Genomic DNA, 16392 nt, shown 5'->3' on the forward strand with positions numbered 1-16392 from the left:
CCACGCCGGCACCCGTCACCCCGACCCGTCACAGAACAGGCACCCGAGACCATGCAGAGCAGGCACTACGGCCCCGACCTCACCCCGCCGTGGAAGAAGCAGCGGCCCGCGCCGGAGGTGGCGGCGGAAGCGGATCTGGTGGTCGAGGAGGTCACCACCGGGTTCTGCGGGGCGGTGATCCGCTGCGAGAAGTCGGCGCAGGGGCCGACGGTCACCCTGGAGGACCGGTTCGGCAAACACCGCGTCTTCCCGATGGAGCCGCGCGGCTTCCTGCTGGAGGGCGAGGTCGTCACGCTCGTACGGCCCCGGGAGCGGGCGGCGGGCGGTCCGGCGCGGACGGCGTCCGGTTCGCTGGCGGTGCCCGGCGCGCGGGCCCGGGTCGCGCGGGCGGGGCGGATCTATGTGGAGGGGCGGCACGACGCGGAACTGGTCGAGCGGGTGTGGGGCGACGACCTGCGCATCGAGGGCGTGGTCGTGGAGTACCTGGAGGGCATCGACGATCTGCCGGAGATCGTCCGCGCCTTCGCCCCCGGGCCCGACGCGCGCCTCGGCGTCCTCGTCGACCATCTGGTGCCCGGCTCGAAGGAGTCCCGGATCGCGGCGGGGGTGACCGATCCGCATGTGTGCGTGGTGGGCCATCCGTACATCGACGTGTGGGAGGCGGTGAAGCCGGCGTCGGTGGGGATCGCGGCGTGGCCGGTCGTACCGCGCGGCCAGGACTGGAAGACGGGGGTGTGCCGGGCGCTGGGCTGGCCGGAGAACACCGGCGCCGCCTGGCAACGGATCCTGTCGGGCGTGCGCAGCTACAAGGACGTGGAACCGGCGCTGCTGGGGCGGGTGGAGGAGCTGATCGACTTCGTCACGGTCGGCGGTGCCGCCTGAGCGGCGGGAGCGTGCCGAAGTCCTTGGTTTCCAGCTCGACGCCGAGTGCCTCCAGTGGCACCGGCAGCCCGAACTTCGTGGTCACCTCGGCGTCGTAGTCGGCGTCCGGGCCGCTCCCCGCCGGCTTGCTCAGCAGCATGCAGTGGGCCGCCATCGGATCGATGATCAAGTAGTACGGGACCCCGGCCGCCGCGTGGAGCGCGCGTTTGTCGCCGTAGTCCCGGTCGACGCTGCTCCGGGACCTCTTCGACGATGTCGTTGTGGACCCAGTCAGGTCCGGCCATCATCACAATGTCCCCCCACAGGAGTTCCGCCTTGAAACCTTCGGGAACCTCCAGGTTCGCGAAGACCTCGGCCACGTCGGTCACCGGTCGTTCAGCCACAGCGGTCATCTCGGTGGCCCTCCACATCACGCCGCGTCTTTGCCGCCGGCGTAGGGAGAGCGGGACGGGGGCGCAGAGCGCCCGCATCGGTTCACCCTTTCGGTATCAGTCCACCAGATCCCGCACCACCGCGTCAGCCAGCAGGCGTCCGCGGAGTGTCAGTACGGCGCGGCCCGCGGCGTACGGGGCCTGCTCCAGGAGGCCGTCGGCGAGGGCGCGGGCGGCGGCGCGGGCGCCCGCGGGGGCGAGGAGGTCCAGGGGGCAGCCGTCGGCGAGGCGCAGTTCCAGGAGGATGCGTTCGACGCGGCGGTCCTCGTCGGCGAGGAGTTCGCGGCCGGCGCCCGGGGAGCGGCCCTCGGTCAGGGCCTGGGCGTAGGCGCCGGGGTGCTTGACGTTCCACCAGCGGACGCCGCCGACGTGACTGTGGGCGCCGGGGCCCGCGCCCCACCAGTCGGCGCCGGTCCAGTACAGCTCGTTGTGGCGGCAGCGGGCGGCGTCGGTGGTGGCCCAGTTGGAGACCTCGTACCAGCGGAAACCGGCGGCGGTGAGGCGTTCCTCGGCGATGAGGTAGCGGTCGGCGTGCACATCGTCGTCGGTCATCGGGACCTCGCCGCGGCGGATCCGGCGGGCCAGCTGGGTGCCCTCCTCGACGATCAGGGCGTACGCGGAGACGTGGTCGGGACCGGCGCCGAGGGCGGCGTCCAGGCTGGCGCGCCAGTCGTCGTCGCTCTCGCCCGGGGTGCCGTAGATCAGGTCGAGGTTGACGTGCGCGAACCCGGCGGCGCGCGCCTCGGCGACGCAGGCTTCGGGGCGGCCGGGGGTGTGGGTGCGGTCGAGGATCTTCAGGACGTGCGGGCGGGCGCTCTGCATGCCGAAGGAGACGCGGTTGAAGCCGCCCTCGCGCAGCCCGTCGAGGTAGCGCGGGTCGACGGTCTCCGGGTTGGCCTCGGTGGTGATCTCGGCGTCCGGGGCGAGCCCGAACTCGTCGCGGATCGCGGCCAGCATCCGGCCGAGGTCGGCGGCGGGCAGCAGGGTCGGGGTGCCGCCGCCGACGAAGACCGTCTCGACCTGCCGCGGGTCGTCGCCGAGCACCTTGCGGGCCAGCCGGATCTCCTCGACGAGGTGATCGGCGTAGGTCTCCCGGGAGGCGAGGGCGCCGCCGGGGCCACGCAGCTCGCTCGCGGTGTAGGTGTTGAAGTCGCAGTAGCCGCAGCGGGTCGCGCAGTACGGGACGTGCAGGTAGAAACCGAGCGGGCGGTCGGCGGCGCCGGTCAGCGCGGCGGCGGGCAGCGCCCCGTCCCCGGGCATCGGCTCCCCATCGGGCAGTGCGGAAGGCATGGGGTCCATTGTCCGTCATCCGGGGGCGGTCCCGGGCCGCGGCCGGGGCTGGGCCGCGGGCGCCGCCCGGAGTCCCGCCCCGCGCCCTCCGGGCGGCGCCGCCGGGCCGCGGCTCGCCCTACCCCGTCGCCCCCTCCGTCCGTCCCTCCGGGAGCGCCTGGAGGACGAGGAGGGCCAGGTCGTCGTCGGGCGGGGTCGGGGAGAAGCCGTGGACGGCGCGGCGGATGTGTTCGGCGATGCCGGTCGCGGGCAGACCGGCGCAGGCGGCGAGGGTGCGGGCCAACCCGTCGTCGTCATCGAACTGGTTACGGCCCGAGCGGCGTTCGGTGACGCCGTCGGTGACGCAGAGCAGCGTCTCCCCGGGGGCGAGGTCGAACGCCTCACTCTCGTACGTGGCGTCGCCGACCACACCCAGCAGCATCTGCGGGGCGGCGACCACCCGGACCGCGCCGTCGGTGCCGAGGACCAGCGGGAGCGGGTGGCCGGCGCTGGCCAGGGTGCAGCGGATGCCGCCGGAGCCGTCCGGGTGCGGAACGATCTCGCCGTAGAGCAGCGACAGGAAGCGGGCCTGTTCGCCCTCGTCGCGCAGGCCGACGGAGGACTGCACGCCGGCCTCGGCGGCGACGGCGGCGGCCACCGCGGCGACGGAGTCCGCCGCCTCCCGGGCCATGGTCTCGTTCAGCCGGTCCAGCACCGCGCCGACGTCGAAGCCGTCGCGGGCCAGCAGCCGCAGCACCGGCCGGGCGAGCCCGGTGACCGCCGCCGCCTCCGGGCCGCTGCCGCAGACGTCGCCGAGGGCGAAGCACCAGCGGCCGTCGCCCGCGTCGAAGAGGTCCCAGAAGTCGCCGCCCGCCCAGGCACCCGCGCGCGGTTCGTAGACGACGGCGGAGGCGACGCCCGGGACCTGGGCGCGGCCGTGCGGCAGCAGCCGCCGCTGGAGGACCCGGCTGATCCGCTCCTGCCTGCTGTACGCGCGGGCGGTGGCGACGGCGCGGGCGACGCGGCGGCACAGGTCCTCGGAGAGGCCGACCGCCGCGTCGGGGAAGCGCGGCAGCCCGGACCGGCCGAGCAGCACCGTGCCCAGCCGCAGGCCGCCGCTGATCAGCGGGCAGGCGAGGGCGGCGCCGAGGTGGCTCCCCGGGGCCTCGGGTTCCGCCGCCGTCTCCGCGCCGTCCGCGCCCTCCGGCCACGCCCAGGGGACCGCCGAGCCGTCGGTGGCGCAGGACTGCGAAGGCGCGCCCGGGGGCGGGGCCTTCTCCAGGGCCAGCCGGAGCGGGTCGATGAGGCTCTCGCGGGAGTGCCAGACGTGGGCGAGGCGCGGCGGTTCGTCGCCGCCGGCCGTGCCCGGCACCGGTCCGCCTGCCTCGCCGTCGTAGAGCCACACCGCGCACCAGTCGGCGAGCCGGGGTACCGCGAGCTGGGCGGCGAGGGAGGCGATGCGGTCGGCGTCGAGCGGGCCGGAGAGCAGGTCGGACGCCTCGGCGAGGAAGGTCGGCGCGCCGTGTGTGATCCACTCGGCGGCCGCGCCCGAGGTGCCGGGCCCGGGCGCCGCGTACCCGTAGGAGGTGTCGCTGTAGCTGCCCGCCCCGTAGGCGGCGTCGGCGTATCCGGCGGCGGGCCGGGCGGCCGCCGGGGCGTCGGGGTCCGGGTAGGCGCCACCGGTGTCCGCGAGGTCGCGGCCGGGTGCCGGGCGGTACCCGCCGTCCGGGCCCTCGGGGCGGTGGGCCGGGGCGTCGTCCGGGGCGGTGCGGGCGGCCGGGACGTGGCCGGGCGCGCGGTCCGTCCCGGGCTCCGGGGCGGCGGTCGCGAGGCGGAACCAGACGCACTTGGCGGCGCGGTCGTAGGTGATGCCCCAGGAGGTGGCGACCGCGCCGACCAGCTGGAGGCCGTGGCCCGCGCCGCCGGGGAGGGCGCCGTGGTGCGGCCCGCACACCGGCCGGGTGGGGTGGCGGTCGGCCACCTCGACGGTCAGGCCGTCCGCGTCGAGGCGGCAGCGGACATCGACGTCGGTGCCGGCGTGCACCACGGCGTTGGTCACCAACTCGCTGACCAGCAGCACCGCTTCGTCCATGAGCCGCCCGTCCAGCCGCTCGGCGCCCGGTGGCCGCCGGGCCGCCCAGTCGGTGAGCGTGGCGCGGACGAAGCGGCGGGCGTCGGCCGCCGCCCGGGCCGTACCCGGCAACGCGAGGGAGCGGGCCGCCCCTGCCGTGCCCGCCCGGTCCGCGGCTCCGGTCTCCGCCGCTAACGCAGTCGTCGTCATCCCCGCACCTCCCGCGCGGCACGGCCGTCCGCCGCGTGCCGCACGGACAGGGTGACAGACCGGGCGCGTGCCACGACACCGCGTCACCGCGGAACGGCGCGCGGACGGCGGGGAAGCGGCCGGGAAGCGCAGGCAGCGGGCCTGCGGGCGGATCGTCACCGGACGGGCGAGGGGGCGCGTGGCGCCCCGGCGCCCGCCCGGGCGGGCGCCCTCACGCCTCCCGCGCGCCCGAGTACATCTCGTCGAGGAGATCCTTGAAGGCCCGCTCGACGACCGGCCGCTTGACCTTGAGGCTGGGGGTGACCTCGCCGTGCTCGATGTCCAGGTCGCGCGGGAGCAGCCGGAACTTACGGACCTGCTGCCAGCGCTGGAGGCCCTCGTTGACCCGCTCGACGTAGCCGTCGATCAGATCGCGGGTCCGCCGGTCCGCGACGACCTCGGCGTACGGGCGGTCGGCCATGCCGTGCTCGGCGGCCCAGGTCAGCAGCGTCGGCTCGTCGAGGGCGATGAGGGCGGTGCAGAAGTTCCGGTTGGCGCCGTGCACCAGGACGTTGGAGATGAACGGGCAGAGTGCCTTGAAGCGGCCCTCGACCTCCGCCGGGGCGATGTACTTGCCGCCCGACGTCTTGATCAGGTCCTTCTTCCGGTCGGTGAGCCGCAGATAGCCGTCGGCGGACAGCTCACCGATGTCGCCGGTGTGGAACCAGCCGTCGGATTCCAGGACCTCCGCGGTCTGCGCCTCCAGCCCGTGGTAGCCCTGCATGATGCCGGGTCCGCGGAGCAGGATCTCGCCGTCCTCGGCGATCCGCACCTCGGTGCCGGGCAGCGGCTTGCCGACCGTGCCGGTGCGGTACGCCTCGCCGGGGTTGACGAAGCTGGCGGCGCTGGACTCGGTCAGGCCGTAGCCCTCCAGGATGTGGATGCCGGCGCCGGCGAAGAAGTAGCCGATCTCCGGGGCGAGGGCTGCGGAGCCGGAGACCGCGGCGCGCAGCCGGCCGCCGAACGCCGCGCGCAGCTTGGCGTAGACGAGTGCGTCGGCGGCCTTGTGCTTGGCGGCGAGCGCGAAGGGGACGGAGGCGTTGCCGGTGCGGCGGAAGGTGTCCTGGGAGACCTTGGCGTACTCACGGGCGACGCCCGCCGCCCACTGGAAGATCTTGTACTTGGCGGCGCCGCCCTCGCGCGCCTTGGAGGCGACGCCGTTGTAGACCTTCTCGAAGATGCGCGGGACGGCCGCCATGTAGGTCGGCCGGACCACCGGCAGATTCTCGATGATCTTGTCGACCCGGCCGTCGACGGCGATGACATGGCCGACCGAGATCTGCCCGGCGGTCAGCACCTTGCCGAAGACGTGGGCGAGCGGCAGCCAGAGGTACTGCACGTCCTCCGCGGTGACCATGCCGGTGGCCTGGATGGCGCGCGCCATGTACGACCAGCAGTCGTGCGCCAGCCGTACGCCCTTGGGGCGGCCGGTGGTACCGGAGGTGTAGATGAGCGTGGCGAGCTGGTCGGCGCGGAGGGCGGCGACGCGTTCGGTGACGCACTCCGGGTGCTTCTCCAGGTAGGCGGCGCCGCGCTTCTCCAGATCGGCGAGGGAGAGCACCCAGCCCTCCGGGTCGTCCTCGGCGGGCCGGGCGTCGGCCTCCTCGATGACGACGACATGGGCGAGGTCGGGCAGGTCGGCGCGGCGCTCGCGGACCTTCTCCAGCTGGGCGGCGTCCTCCGCGATCAGCACCCGGCTGCCGGAGTCGGACAGGATGTACGCGGTCTCCTCGGCGTTGGTGCTGGGGTAGACCGTGGTGGTGGCGGCGCCGGAACAGAGCACGCCGAGGTCGGCGAGGATCCACTCGACGCGGGTCGCGGCGGCCAGCGCCACCCGCTCCTCGGGGCGCACGCCGAGCGCCATCAGGCCGGCGGCCGTGGCATACACCCGCTGGGCGGCGTCGTTCCAGGTCAGCGACTTCCAGTCGTCCGGGCCCGTGCCCGAGACGGGCGGGACGGGGTGACGGAACGCCTCCGCGTCGGGCGTCGCGGCGACCCGCTCCAGAAAGAGGCTCGCCACCGAAGGCGGGCGGTTGTCGATCAGCGTGTGGGTGTCCGTCACGGCATCCTCCGGGGCCCGCTACATTGCTGGTGACTCGCGAGTAACCTTTGAGCAGAGATCAGAGTAGGCCGCGTTCCGCCGCCATGTAAGGGTCTGCGGCCGACTGGTTCACGAAGTGATCCGTACGCTGTACGCGCAGATGCCCCCTCGCCGCATCTCCGGCATATCCCCCGGAAGCCTGCCGTCCGGGACGTCTCACCGCGCGCAGACGCCGAAGGGCGCCGGCCTCACCCGAGGCCGGCGCCCTGTCCGGTACGCGCCCGCTCCCCCGTGCCGGAGGCGGGACGCGGCCGCTACTTCTTCTTGTCGCCGTCGGAGTCCGAGGAGAGCACCGCGATGAATGCCTCCTGCGGCACCTCCACGCTGCCGACCATCTTCATCCGCTTCTTGCCTTCCTTCTGCTTCTCCAGCAGCTTCCGCTTACGGGAGATGTCACCGCCGTAGCACTTGGCGAGGACGTCCTTGCGGATGGCGCGGACCGTCTCACGGGCGATGACGCGGCTGCCGATCGCCGCCTGGATCGGCACCTCGAAGCCCTGCCGCGGGATCAGCTCGCGCAGCTTGCCGACGAGGCGGACGCCGTACGCGTACGCCTTGTCCTTGTGGCAGATCGCGGAGAACGCGTCGACCTTGTCGCCGTGCAGCAGGATGTCGACCTTGACGAGGTCGGCGACCTGCTCGCCGGTGGGCTCGTAGTCCAGCGAGGCGTAGCCGCGGGTCTTGGACTTGAGCTGGTCGAAGAAGTCGAAGACGACCTCGGCGAGCGGGAGGGTGTAGCGGATCTCGACGCGGTCCTCGGAGAGGTAGTCCATGCCGAGGAGGGTGCCGCGCCGGGTCTGGCACAGCTCCATGATCGCGCCGATGAACTCGCTGGGCGCCAGGATGGTGGCCCGCACGACCGGCTCGTGGACCTTGTCGATCTTGCCGGTGGGGAACTCGCTCGGGTTGGTGACCTCGTGGTGCGCGCCGTCCTCCATGTCGACCTGGTAGACGACGTTGGGGGCGGTCGCGATCAGCGCCAGGTTGAACTCGCGCTCCAGCCGCTCGCGGATGACCTCCAGGTGCAGCAGCCCCAGGAAGCCGACGCGGAAGCCGAAGCCGAGCGCCGCGGAGGTCTCCGGCTCGTAGACCAGCGCCGCGTCGTTGAGCTGGAGCTTGTCCAGCGCCTCGCGCAGCTCCGGGTAGTCCGAGCCGTCCAGCGGGTACAGGCCCGAGAACACCATCGGCTTGGGGTCCTTGTAGCCGCCCAGCGCCTCGGTCGCCCCGTTGTTGAGCTGGGTGATCGTGTCGCCGACCTTGGACTGCCGGACGTCCTTCACACCGGTGATCAGATAGCCCACCTCACCCACGGAGAGGCCGTCGGCGGCCGTCATCTCGGGCGAGTTGGTGCCGATCTCCAGCAGCTCGTGGGCGGCGCCGGTGGACATCATCCGGATCCGCTCGCGCTTGCTGAGGGTGCCGTCGACGACCTTCACGTACGTCACGACGCCGCGGTAGGCGTCGTAGACCGAGTCGAAGATCATCGCGCGGGCGGGGGCGTCCTTGACGCCGACCGGCGCCGGGACGTCGCGGACCACGCGGTCCAGCAGCTCGGGCACGCCGACGCCGGTCTTGGCGGAGACCCGCAGCACGTCCTCCGGCTCGCAGCCGACGAGGTTCGCCAGCTCCGCGGCGAACTTCTCGGGCTGCGCGGCGGGCAGGTCGATCTTGTTGAGGACGGGGATGATCGTGAGGTCGTTCTCCATCGCCAGGTAGAGGTTGGCGAGGGTCTGCGCCTCGATCCCCTGCGCGGCGTCGACGAGGAGGATGCAGCCCTCGCACGCGGCGAGCGAGCGGGAGACCTCGTAGGTGAAGTCGACGTGACCGGGGGTGTCGATCATGTTGAGGATGTGGTGCGTACCGCTCCCCTCCTCGCCCTCGGACGGCGACCACGGGAGCCGCACCGCCTGGGACTTGATCGTGATGCCGCGCTCGCGCTCGATGTCCATGCGGTCGAGGTACTGCGCGCGCATCTGCCGCTGGTCGACGACACCGGTGATCTGGAGCATCCGGTCGGCGAGCGTCGACTTGCCGTGGTCGATGTGCGCGATGATGCAGAAGTTACGGAGGAGGGCCGGATCGGTACGGCTCGGCTCCGGCACGTTCGTAGAGGTCGCGGGCACGCAGGGTCCATTCAAGGCGGGTAGGCGGAACAGGGTGCGTCCGGCGGACCCGCCATGATCCGCAAGACCACCCTCGGGTGTGACGTCCTCCCCATGGTCCCATGAGCGGCGCCCCCGACCCGTTCCGGGCGCTCCCCCGCGGCCCCGGGTACCTCCCGACGGCGGGCCCCCACGGGCGGAAACGCCCCGGATTGGGTGGCCGCGGAGGTGGCTGGTAGCCTGGTCCACTGCGCTTCGTGCCCTCTCAGTGCGTCGCGCAACTCGAAACTCCAACGAACCTGAAAAGGCTCTTTCGTGGCGAACATCAAGTCCCAGATGAAGCGGATCAAGACCAACGAGAAGGCTCGTCAGCGCAACAAGGCTGTCAAGTCCACTCTGAAGACCGCGATCCGTCGCACCCGCGAGGCCGTGGAGGCCGGTGACCTGCAGAAGGCCACCACCGCCCAGGCCGAGGCTGCCAAGAAGCTCGACAAGGCCGTCAGCAAGGGTGTCATCCACAAGAACGCCGCCGCCAACAAGAAGTCGGCGCTGGCGAAGAAGGTCGCCGGCCTCAAGGGCTGAACGACCTCCCTCGGACGGTCCGCCGTCCGACCTCCGCACCACCCCGCCGTCGGGGACCCAGCGGCCCCTCTCTCCGCTCCTCGCACGGTGCACCACCGCGCCGCACACGGCCTGCGTTCGCCACGCGGGTGCGGCGCACCCCGGCCCGCCCGGCCTTCCGCCGGGCGCGCCGACACATGACACATACGGAAAGCCCCGCCTGTGCCCTTCCCCAGGGCCGGCGGGGCTTTCTGCTGGGCTGACTGCGTTGGGGGAGGGCCGTTTGTTTGTGGCGGGCCACTTTTCCGTCTTCCTGTAGGGCCTCCCGCTGCGCCTTCCGGGGCTTTCCGGGGGCCTTCCGGGGGCCTTCCGCTGTGACGGTGGGTGGGCTTCCGGCGTGTGGGGCCGTGGGGCGGGGTGGGTTTCCGACGTGCCGGGGGCGTTGTCGGTGGGGTCCGTTACTCTGCGGGCATGTCGATCTCGGGGGATTCCGGCCGTCCCTACGGCCCGCCGCAGCCGAACCCTTACGGCGGTTCGGTCCCGGCACCGTCCAATCCGTACGCCCAGCCGTCACCGCAGCCCGGCGGCTTCGGACCGGCCGCGCCGGTACCGGCTCCGGACGGCGGGGGCAAGGGCGCGTCGGGCTGGATATGGGCGATCGGCGGTGCGGTCGCGGCCAGCGCGCTCTGGGGCTCGCTGCTCTTCGCCACCGGCGGGTTCAGCAGCGAGCCCTCCCCCGACCTCGCCGGTTACGCCTACACCTCCGACCTGTGCGCGGACACCTCCCTGAAGCCTTTCGAGGAGGGCCGGTACCGGCCGTCGCAGAACGACTCCACCTCCGGCTCCAACCCGGAGCACAGCGGTTCCCAGCAGCCCTCCGTCGACTCCATGTGGTGCAACATCACCCTGCAACAGGACGGCGGAAGCAGCTCCGACTACTCCTCGGCGAGCGTCTACACCACCGCCGTCCTGCACAAGAAGAGCGACCCCGCCCCGGAGTTCGCCGATACCTACCGCGCCTACGAGAAGCAGAGCTCGCCCTCGAACCGCTACAAGGTCACACCGGTCGAGGGCCTCGGCGACGAGGCGTATCTGGTGACCCGAGAAGACCAGAACAGCGACACCGGGCGGTACGCGATCCTCGCCGTCCGGCACGGCTGGACCACGTACCAGACGACATGGTCCAGCTACGCCTCCGGCCGGAGCGTCGGCAACCAGCCGACACCGGACGACGTGGGCGACATGCTCAAGACCAGCGCCCGGGAGACGCTGGCGAAACTGCGGGGGTGAGAGGCGCGGGCCTCGCCGGTCGGCGGAGGCAGGCGGCCAGGCACGGCCGGGTGCTTGCCAGGGGCCCGGGCAAGGCCTTTGCCGGGCGTCGAGGTGCCGGGCCGCGCCTGGTCAGACTCAAGGGTGCCTGGTCAGGAGTTCGGCTGGTCGGGGGTTCGGCTGGTCAGGAGCTTGCCTGGGCAGGGGCTCAAGGCGGGCGTGGCCTCCACCGGCCCGGCCCCTGCCGTGTCGGTCAGCGGGAACGGGCTGCGCGGGCGACGGCCACCACGGCCTTCTCCAGGGCATATCCGGGGTCGTCCCCGCCGCCCTTCACACCCGCGTCGGCGGCGGCCACCGCTCGCAGCGCCGTCGCCACGCCGTCCGCCGACCAGCCGCGCATCTGCTGCCGTACCCGGTCGATCTTCCACGGCGGCATGCCCAGCTCACGGGCGAGATCGCCGGGGCGGGCACCGCGCGGGGCGGAGGCCAGCTTGCCGATGGCGCGGACGCCCTGGGCCAGCGCACTGGTGATCATGACGGGGGCGACGCCGGTCGCGAGCGACCAGCGCAGCGCCTCCAGCGCCTCGGCGGCCCGGCCCTCCACCGCGCGGTCGGCGACGGTGAAGCTCGACGCCTCGGCCCGGCCGGTGTAGTAGCGCGCGACTACCGCCTCGTCGATCGTGCCCTCGATGTCGGCGGCCAGCTGCGAACAGGCCGACGCCAGCTCCCGCAGATCGCTGCCGATCGCATCGACCAGCGCCTGGCACGCCTCGGGCGTCGCGGAGCGCCCCGCCGCCCGGAACTCGCCCCGCACGAACGACAGCCGATCGGCGGGCTTCGTCATCTTCACGCACGCCACCTCGCGCGCACCGGCCTTCCGGGCGGCGTCCAGCAGCCCCTTGCCCTTGGCCGCGCCCGCGTGCAGCAGCACGAGCGTGATCTCCTCGGCGGGCGAAGCGAGATACCCCTTCACGTCCTTGACGGAATCCGCCGACAGATCCTGGGAGTTGCGCACCACCACGACCTTGCGCTCCGCGAAGAGCGAGGGGCTGGTCAGCTCGGCGAGGGTGCCGGGCTGGAGCTGGTCGGAGGTGAGGTCCCGCACATCGGTGTCCGCGTCGGCGGCGCGGGCAGCCGCCACCACCTGCTGGACCGCGCGGTCCAGCAGCAGGTCCTCCTGGCCCACCGCGAGGGTCACGGGGGCGAGCAGATCGTCGTTTGCACTCTTCCTGGCCATCGCGTTCCAGCATCCCACGCCCCACCGACAGCGCCGCTCCGCGCACCCCGCCGGACCGGCCCGACCGGCGCACCGGTCCGCTGACCGACAATGGCTCGGTGAGCGATGCACGACACGTACTGGTACTGCCCGACCGCGACGCCGCCGAGGAGGTGGCCGAGGCCCTGACCGAACGCTTCGGCGTCCCCGAGGAGCCCCAGCTCGTACGGGACGCCCTGGCCGGGGAGGACGACGCCGAGGACGCCCAGTGGCTGGTGGTCGTCGAGGACCCGGACGGCCGCTACAACGCGCACCGGCTGGACGCCCTCGCCGCCGAGCACGAGGGATGGCGCGAGAGGGAGTGACGACCGGGCCGCGGGGCGGCGCGCCGGGCCGGGGCGCCGCGAGCCCGATCGGGCCGGGCGGGGCCGGGCCCGTACGGCGGCGACTGCGGTGGCGGGAGCCCCGGCCGGCACGGCGCGGGCGACGGCCGCGGTGGGCAGGGGGAGGACGGACAGGGGGACGGCGGAGCCCGCGGGTCCTGTCGTCGGGGCGGCGGTCCTGCGTGGTCACCGACAGCTGCCGGTGGGTGCCGAGCACGGCCGCCGCGCCCCCGGTGTCGGTGCGCAGGACCATGGCGCCCCCGCGCCGTAACGTCTCGACCGTGCGGGGCGCCGGATGGCCGTACGGGTTGTCCGCGCCCACCGAGATGAGCGCGAGCCGCGGTGCCAGGCGCTGGAGCAGCGTCGGGTCCTGATGGGCGGACCCGTGATGGGCGACCTTGAGGACATCCACGGCGGTCAGGTCCGGGTGCGCGGCCAGCAGGGCCTGCTGGGCGGGCGGTTCGAGGTCGCCGAGGAGCATCAGGGTCAGGTCACCACTGCGGACGAGCAGCGTCACGCTGGCGTTGTTCGGGCCCACCGCACCGCCCGTGCCGTCCGCCGGAGGCCACAGGACCTCCCAGCTCAGCTGCCCCAGGCGACGCCGCTCCCCCGGCACCGCCGGGACCACCGGTACGCCCGCCTCCGCCGCCGTACGCCGGACGGACTCCGCCTGTCCGGGCGGCTCCCGGAGCGTGGTCGTCTCGATCAGGCCGACCGACCGGCCGCGCAGCACGCCCGGCAGTCCGTCGACATGGTCGGCGTGGAAGTGGCTCAGCACCACCACGGGCACCCGCCATACCCCCAGGGCCGTCAGACAGCGGTCCATCGCGCGGGGCTCCGGGCCCGCGTCCACCACCAGCGCGGTGCCGTCGCCCGCCGCCAGGACCAGGCCGTCGCCCTGTCCCACATCGCAGGCCACCGCCCGCCATCCCGGTGGCGGCCAGCCCGTCACCACCCGGGTCAGCGGCACCGGTCGCCACACCACCAGGACCAGCGCCAGCGCACACACCGCGCACAGCCACCGGCGGCGCAGCACCCGCCGCCCGAGCGGCACCAGGACGACCGTGACGGCGGCGAGCGCGAGCCCGCCCGGCCAGCCACCCGGCCAGCCGAACTCCGCCCCGGGCAGCGCCGCCCCCGTCCGCGCCACCCCGGCGATCCAGCTGACGGGCCACCCCGCGCACCAGGCCAACGCCCGGGCGAGGAGCGGGAGTACGGGCGCCACGGCGAGCGCCGCGTACCCGAGGACCGTGGCCGGGGCGACGGCCAGCTCCGCCAGGAGGTTGCAGGGCACCGCCAGCAGCCCGACCCGTGCGGCGAGGACCGCGACGACCGGGCCGCAGACCGCCTGGGCGGCGGCAGCGGCAGCGATCACCTCGGCGAGACGCGGCGGCACCCGGCGTCTGCGGAGGGCTGCGCTCCAGCGGGGTGCCAGCACCAGGAGCGCGCCGGTGGCCAGGACCGACAGCAAGAAGCCGTAACTGCGGGCCAGCCACGGGTCGTAGAGCACCAGCAGCAGCACCGCCGCGCCCAGGGCGGGCAGCAGGGAACGGCGGCGCCCGGTACCGATCGCCACCAGGGTGATCAGGCCACAGGCCGCGGCCCGCAGCACGCTGGGGTCCGGTCGGCACACGACGACGAAGGCGAGCGCGAGACCGCCCCCGGCGAGGGCGGTGGACCGCAGCGAGAGGCCCAGGCGCGGGGCCAGCCCGCGGCGTTCGGCGCGGGAGGCGAGGTGCGGCGGGCCGATCAGCAGTGCCAGCACGATGGTGAGGTTGCTGCCGGAGACGGCGAGCAGATGGGTGAGGTCGGTGGCGCGGAACGCGTCGTCGAGGTCGGGCGGCACCCGCGAGGTGTCCCCGACCACCAGACCGGGCAGCAGCCCGCGGGCGTCGGGCGACAACCCGTCGGAGGCGTCGCGGAGCCCGGCCCGCAGACCGCCGGCCAGGCGCTGGAGCCCGGACGGTGCGCCGGTGACCTGCGGCGGCCCGTCGGCGGTGATCCGGAGGACGGCGGCGATCCGGTCATCGGGCGGCATCGGCGGGGCGGCACGGACCGGCACCCGGACGCGGGTGGTCGGCAACAGCGTCCGCCACCGTTCCAGGACCTCACCGCCCGCCGGCCCGGCCTGATCCGGGGAGTCGGGGCCCGCGTCCCGGGAGCGCGCGGCTCCCGGTTCCCGGGCCGCGCCCTGCCCCGGTGCTGTGGCCTGCCCCGGTGCCGTGGCCCGGGGTTCCGCGTCGGACTTCGGGTGGTCCGTGTCGGGCTTCGGGTGGTCCGTGTCGCCGTCACGGCTCGCCACGACGACGAGGGCGGGCGTGCGGAGCGCGGTCACCGCGCCGTCCGGGGTGGTGAGGCGCACCACGTCAGCGGTGAACACGAGGGACGGCGGCAACCGGTGCGACCCACGGACCTTCGGGCGGACCGTCCGCGGATCGCCGGTCACCTCGACCTCGGCGGTCAGATGGGCGTGGCGGGCGGCCCAGGCGGGCAGCGGCCCGCGCCGGGCGTCCGCCGCGTGCAGCGCCGCGCTCGCCGCGCCCGCCGCCCCGCAGAGCAGCACCGAGGCCAGGGCCACCAGCGCCCCCGCGGACCGCAGGGGCGGTACGCCTCCCCCGGTGCGCGGACCGTCCGCCGGCTCCGTCCTGCGTCGCCGCAGTGCCGCCCACAGGGCCGGTACGGCGAGGAGGACCGCGAGGGCGCAGCCCGTCGCCACCACGCCCGCCGGGGTGCCCAGGGCGAGCGCGGCCGCGCCCCACGCCGCCGTCGCCGGCGCCACCAGGCGCAGATCGGGCGGGCCCTCCTGACGCGGTTCCGCAGCCCCGGGCGCGGAGTCCACCGCCGCAGCCCGGTTTCCGGTACTCATGGCTGCACCAGGGGCTGCAGGTCGGCGAACTTGCGGTCGCCGATACCGGTGACCTCGCGCAACTGGTTCACCGAGGTGAACCCGCCGTGCCGGGTGCGGAATTCGACGATGTGCTGCGCCAGTACGGGGCCGACGCCGGGCAGGGTGTCGAGCTGTTCCACGGTCGCCGAGTTGAGGCTGACCGGCTGCCCGGGCTCGGCGGCGCCCGGCCCGCCGAGCCCTCCCGAGGCACCGGCCGACGCCGCGCCGGGCGGCCCGTTCGCTCCGCCACCGGGGCCCGCTGCGCCTCCCGCCCTGCCGACGACGATCTGTTCGCCGTCGACCAGCAACCGGGCACGGTTCAGCCCCTGGGTGTCCGCCCCGCGCACCACCCCGCCGGCCGCGGCGAGCGCGTCCATCACCCGCGCCCCCGCCGGTAACCGGCGCACCCCGGGATGCTCGACCTTGCCCACCACGTCGACCGTCACCTGACGGCCCGCCCCGCTCACGGTCGCCCCGGGCGCGGGAGCGGCACCTGACGGCCCTTGCCGCGGCGCTCCGCCGGGGACCGGCACCGCCCGCTCCGCCGCTGGGGCCCGCACCGGTTCCGGCCCGCCGGACCAGAAGTGCTGCACCGCGAGGACGAGCGCCACCACCAGCACCACCCCGAGCGCCGCCAACGCCTTCGGCTCCGTCCCGAACCGCCCTTGCAGCCACACGGGTAACCGCTCCCCCACGGCCAGCCGCACCCGCGCCCGGCGGGTGAGGACGGGCGAACCGGGGGCGCCGTACGAGGTGGGGGCGCGGCGCGGGCCGGGCGCCTTGGGCCCGGAGCCGGCGGGCGGGGCCGGGTGCGGGCCGGGGCCCGTCTCCAGGGACGCCTTACGGGGCGGGTCCGCCTCATGGCCGAGGGCAGGTTCGGGGCTCACCGCGTGGCTCGGCCCCCCGCCGGGGCCGGACTCCCCGGACGCCCCGCGCGACGGGCCCGTCTCGTCACCGAGGGCGAGGGTGGG

General features: G+C 74.4%; 11 protein-coding genes and 2 pseudogenes. 4 read left to right on the plus strand and 9 right to left on the minus strand.

The window, feature by feature from the left end; translation table 11 throughout:
- The first annotated feature begins 51 nt into the window (after positions 1–51).
- On the plus strand, positions 52–882 hold the full coding sequence (locus ACF1BH_RS19390; RefSeq protein WP_391643682.1) for a DUF3097 domain-containing protein: 831 nt from the start codon (positions 52–54) through the stop codon (positions 880–882).
- Here the strand turns inward: ACF1BH_RS19390 and ACF1BH_RS19395 are convergent.
- From ACF1BH_RS19395 to lepA, 6 genes and pseudogenes are all read right to left on the minus strand, one after another.
- Entirely contained in the window at positions 860–1036 is a 177-nt protein-coding gene (locus ACF1BH_RS19395) for a hypothetical protein (RefSeq protein ID WP_391643683.1), read from the minus strand. The genes ACF1BH_RS19390 and ACF1BH_RS19395 overlap by 23 nt on opposite strands.
- A pseudogene (locus ACF1BH_RS19400) lies at positions 1037–1156 on the minus strand (hypothetical protein); the annotation flags it as partial.
- 214 nt (positions 1157–1370) lie between these two features.
- Entirely contained in the window at positions 1371–2603 is a 1233-nt protein-coding gene (gene hemW, locus ACF1BH_RS19405) for a radical SAM family heme chaperone HemW (RefSeq protein ID WP_391643684.1), read from the minus strand.
- Positions 2604–2721: 118 nt separating this feature from the next.
- Complete coding sequence (locus tag ACF1BH_RS19410; RefSeq protein WP_391643685.1) at positions 2722–4863, minus strand: SpoIIE family protein phosphatase; 2142 nt, start codon at positions 4861–4863, stop codon at positions 2722–2724.
- Positions 4864–5074: 211 nt separating this feature from the next.
- A complete protein-coding gene (locus ACF1BH_RS19415; protein WP_391643686.1) occupies positions 5075–6964 on the minus strand; it encodes an AMP-dependent synthetase/ligase in 1890 nt (629 codons plus the stop codon).
- Between the two features lie 293 nt (positions 6965–7257).
- Positions 7258–9126: a translation elongation factor 4 gene (gene lepA, locus ACF1BH_RS19420; RefSeq protein WP_391643687.1), complete on the minus strand. Its 1869-nt coding sequence runs from the start codon at positions 9124–9126 to the stop codon at positions 7258–7260.
- Positions 9127–9420: 294 nt separating this feature from the next.
- Between lepA and rpsT the strand changes: the two genes are divergently transcribed.
- Positions 9421–9687 carry a 30S ribosomal protein S20 gene (gene rpsT, locus ACF1BH_RS19425; RefSeq protein ID WP_030283819.1) on the plus strand — a complete coding sequence of 89 codons (267 nt, stop codon included), beginning with the start codon at positions 9421–9423 and terminating at the stop codon, positions 9685–9687.
- A gap of 450 nt (positions 9688–10137) precedes the next feature.
- On the plus strand, positions 10138–10956 hold the full coding sequence (locus ACF1BH_RS19430) for a hypothetical protein (RefSeq protein ID WP_391643688.1): 819 nt from the start codon (positions 10138–10140) through the stop codon (positions 10954–10956).
- A 232-nt stretch (positions 10957–11188) separates the two neighbouring features.
- On the opposite strand, the gene holA is transcribed toward ACF1BH_RS19430, so the two are convergent.
- A complete protein-coding gene (gene holA / locus ACF1BH_RS19435) occupies positions 11189–12172 on the minus strand; it encodes a DNA polymerase III subunit delta (RefSeq protein ID WP_391644063.1) in 984 nt (327 codons plus the stop codon).
- A gap of 98 nt (positions 12173–12270) precedes the next feature.
- Between holA and ACF1BH_RS19440 the strand changes: the two genes are divergently transcribed.
- Positions 12271–12516, plus strand: coding sequence for a hypothetical protein (locus tag ACF1BH_RS19440; RefSeq protein WP_391644065.1), 246 nt, complete (start codon positions 12271–12273; stop codon positions 12514–12516).
- 205 nt (positions 12517–12721) lie between these two features.
- Here the strand turns inward: ACF1BH_RS19440 and ACF1BH_RS19445 are convergent.
- A pseudogene (locus ACF1BH_RS19445) lies at positions 12722–15400 on the minus strand (ComEC/Rec2 family competence protein); the annotation flags it as partial.
- Positions 15397–16308 carry a helix-hairpin-helix domain-containing protein gene (locus ACF1BH_RS19450; RefSeq protein ID WP_391643689.1) on the minus strand — a complete coding sequence of 304 codons (912 nt, stop codon included), beginning with the start codon at positions 16306–16308 and terminating at the stop codon, positions 15397–15399. The gene ACF1BH_RS19450 and the pseudogene ACF1BH_RS19445, both read right to left, overlap by 4 nt.
- Positions 16309–16392: the final 84 nt, after the last annotated feature.

It is taken from the genome of Streptomyces sp. NPDC014733 (assembly GCF_043083385.1).
Lineage (GTDB): Bacteria > Actinomycetota > Actinomycetes > Streptomycetales > Streptomycetaceae > Streptomyces.

Bases quoted from the DNA above. Each gene is read 5' to 3' on its own strand.
- ACF1BH_RS19390 (WP_391643682.1), top strand. From the start codon at position 52: ATGCAGAGCAGGCACTACGGCCCCGACCTCACCCCGCCGTGGAAGAAG.
- ACF1BH_RS19395 (WP_391643683.1), bottom strand. From the start codon at position 1,036: ATGGCGGCCCACTGCATGCTGCTGAGCAAGCCGGCGGGGAGCGGCCCG.
- hemW (WP_391643684.1), bottom strand. From the start codon at position 2,603: ATGCCTTCCGCACTGCCCGATGGGGAGCCGATGCCCGGGGACGGGGCG.
- ACF1BH_RS19410 (WP_391643685.1), bottom strand. From the start codon at position 4,863: ATGACGACGACTGCGTTAGCGGCGGAGACCGGAGCCGCGGACCGGGCG.
- ACF1BH_RS19430 (WP_391643688.1), top strand. From the start codon at position 10,138: ATGTCGATCTCGGGGGATTCCGGCCGTCCCTACGGCCCGCCGCAGCCG.
- holA (WP_391644063.1), bottom strand. From the start codon at position 12,172: ATGGCCAGGAAGAGTGCAAACGACGATCTGCTCGCCCCCGTGACCCTC.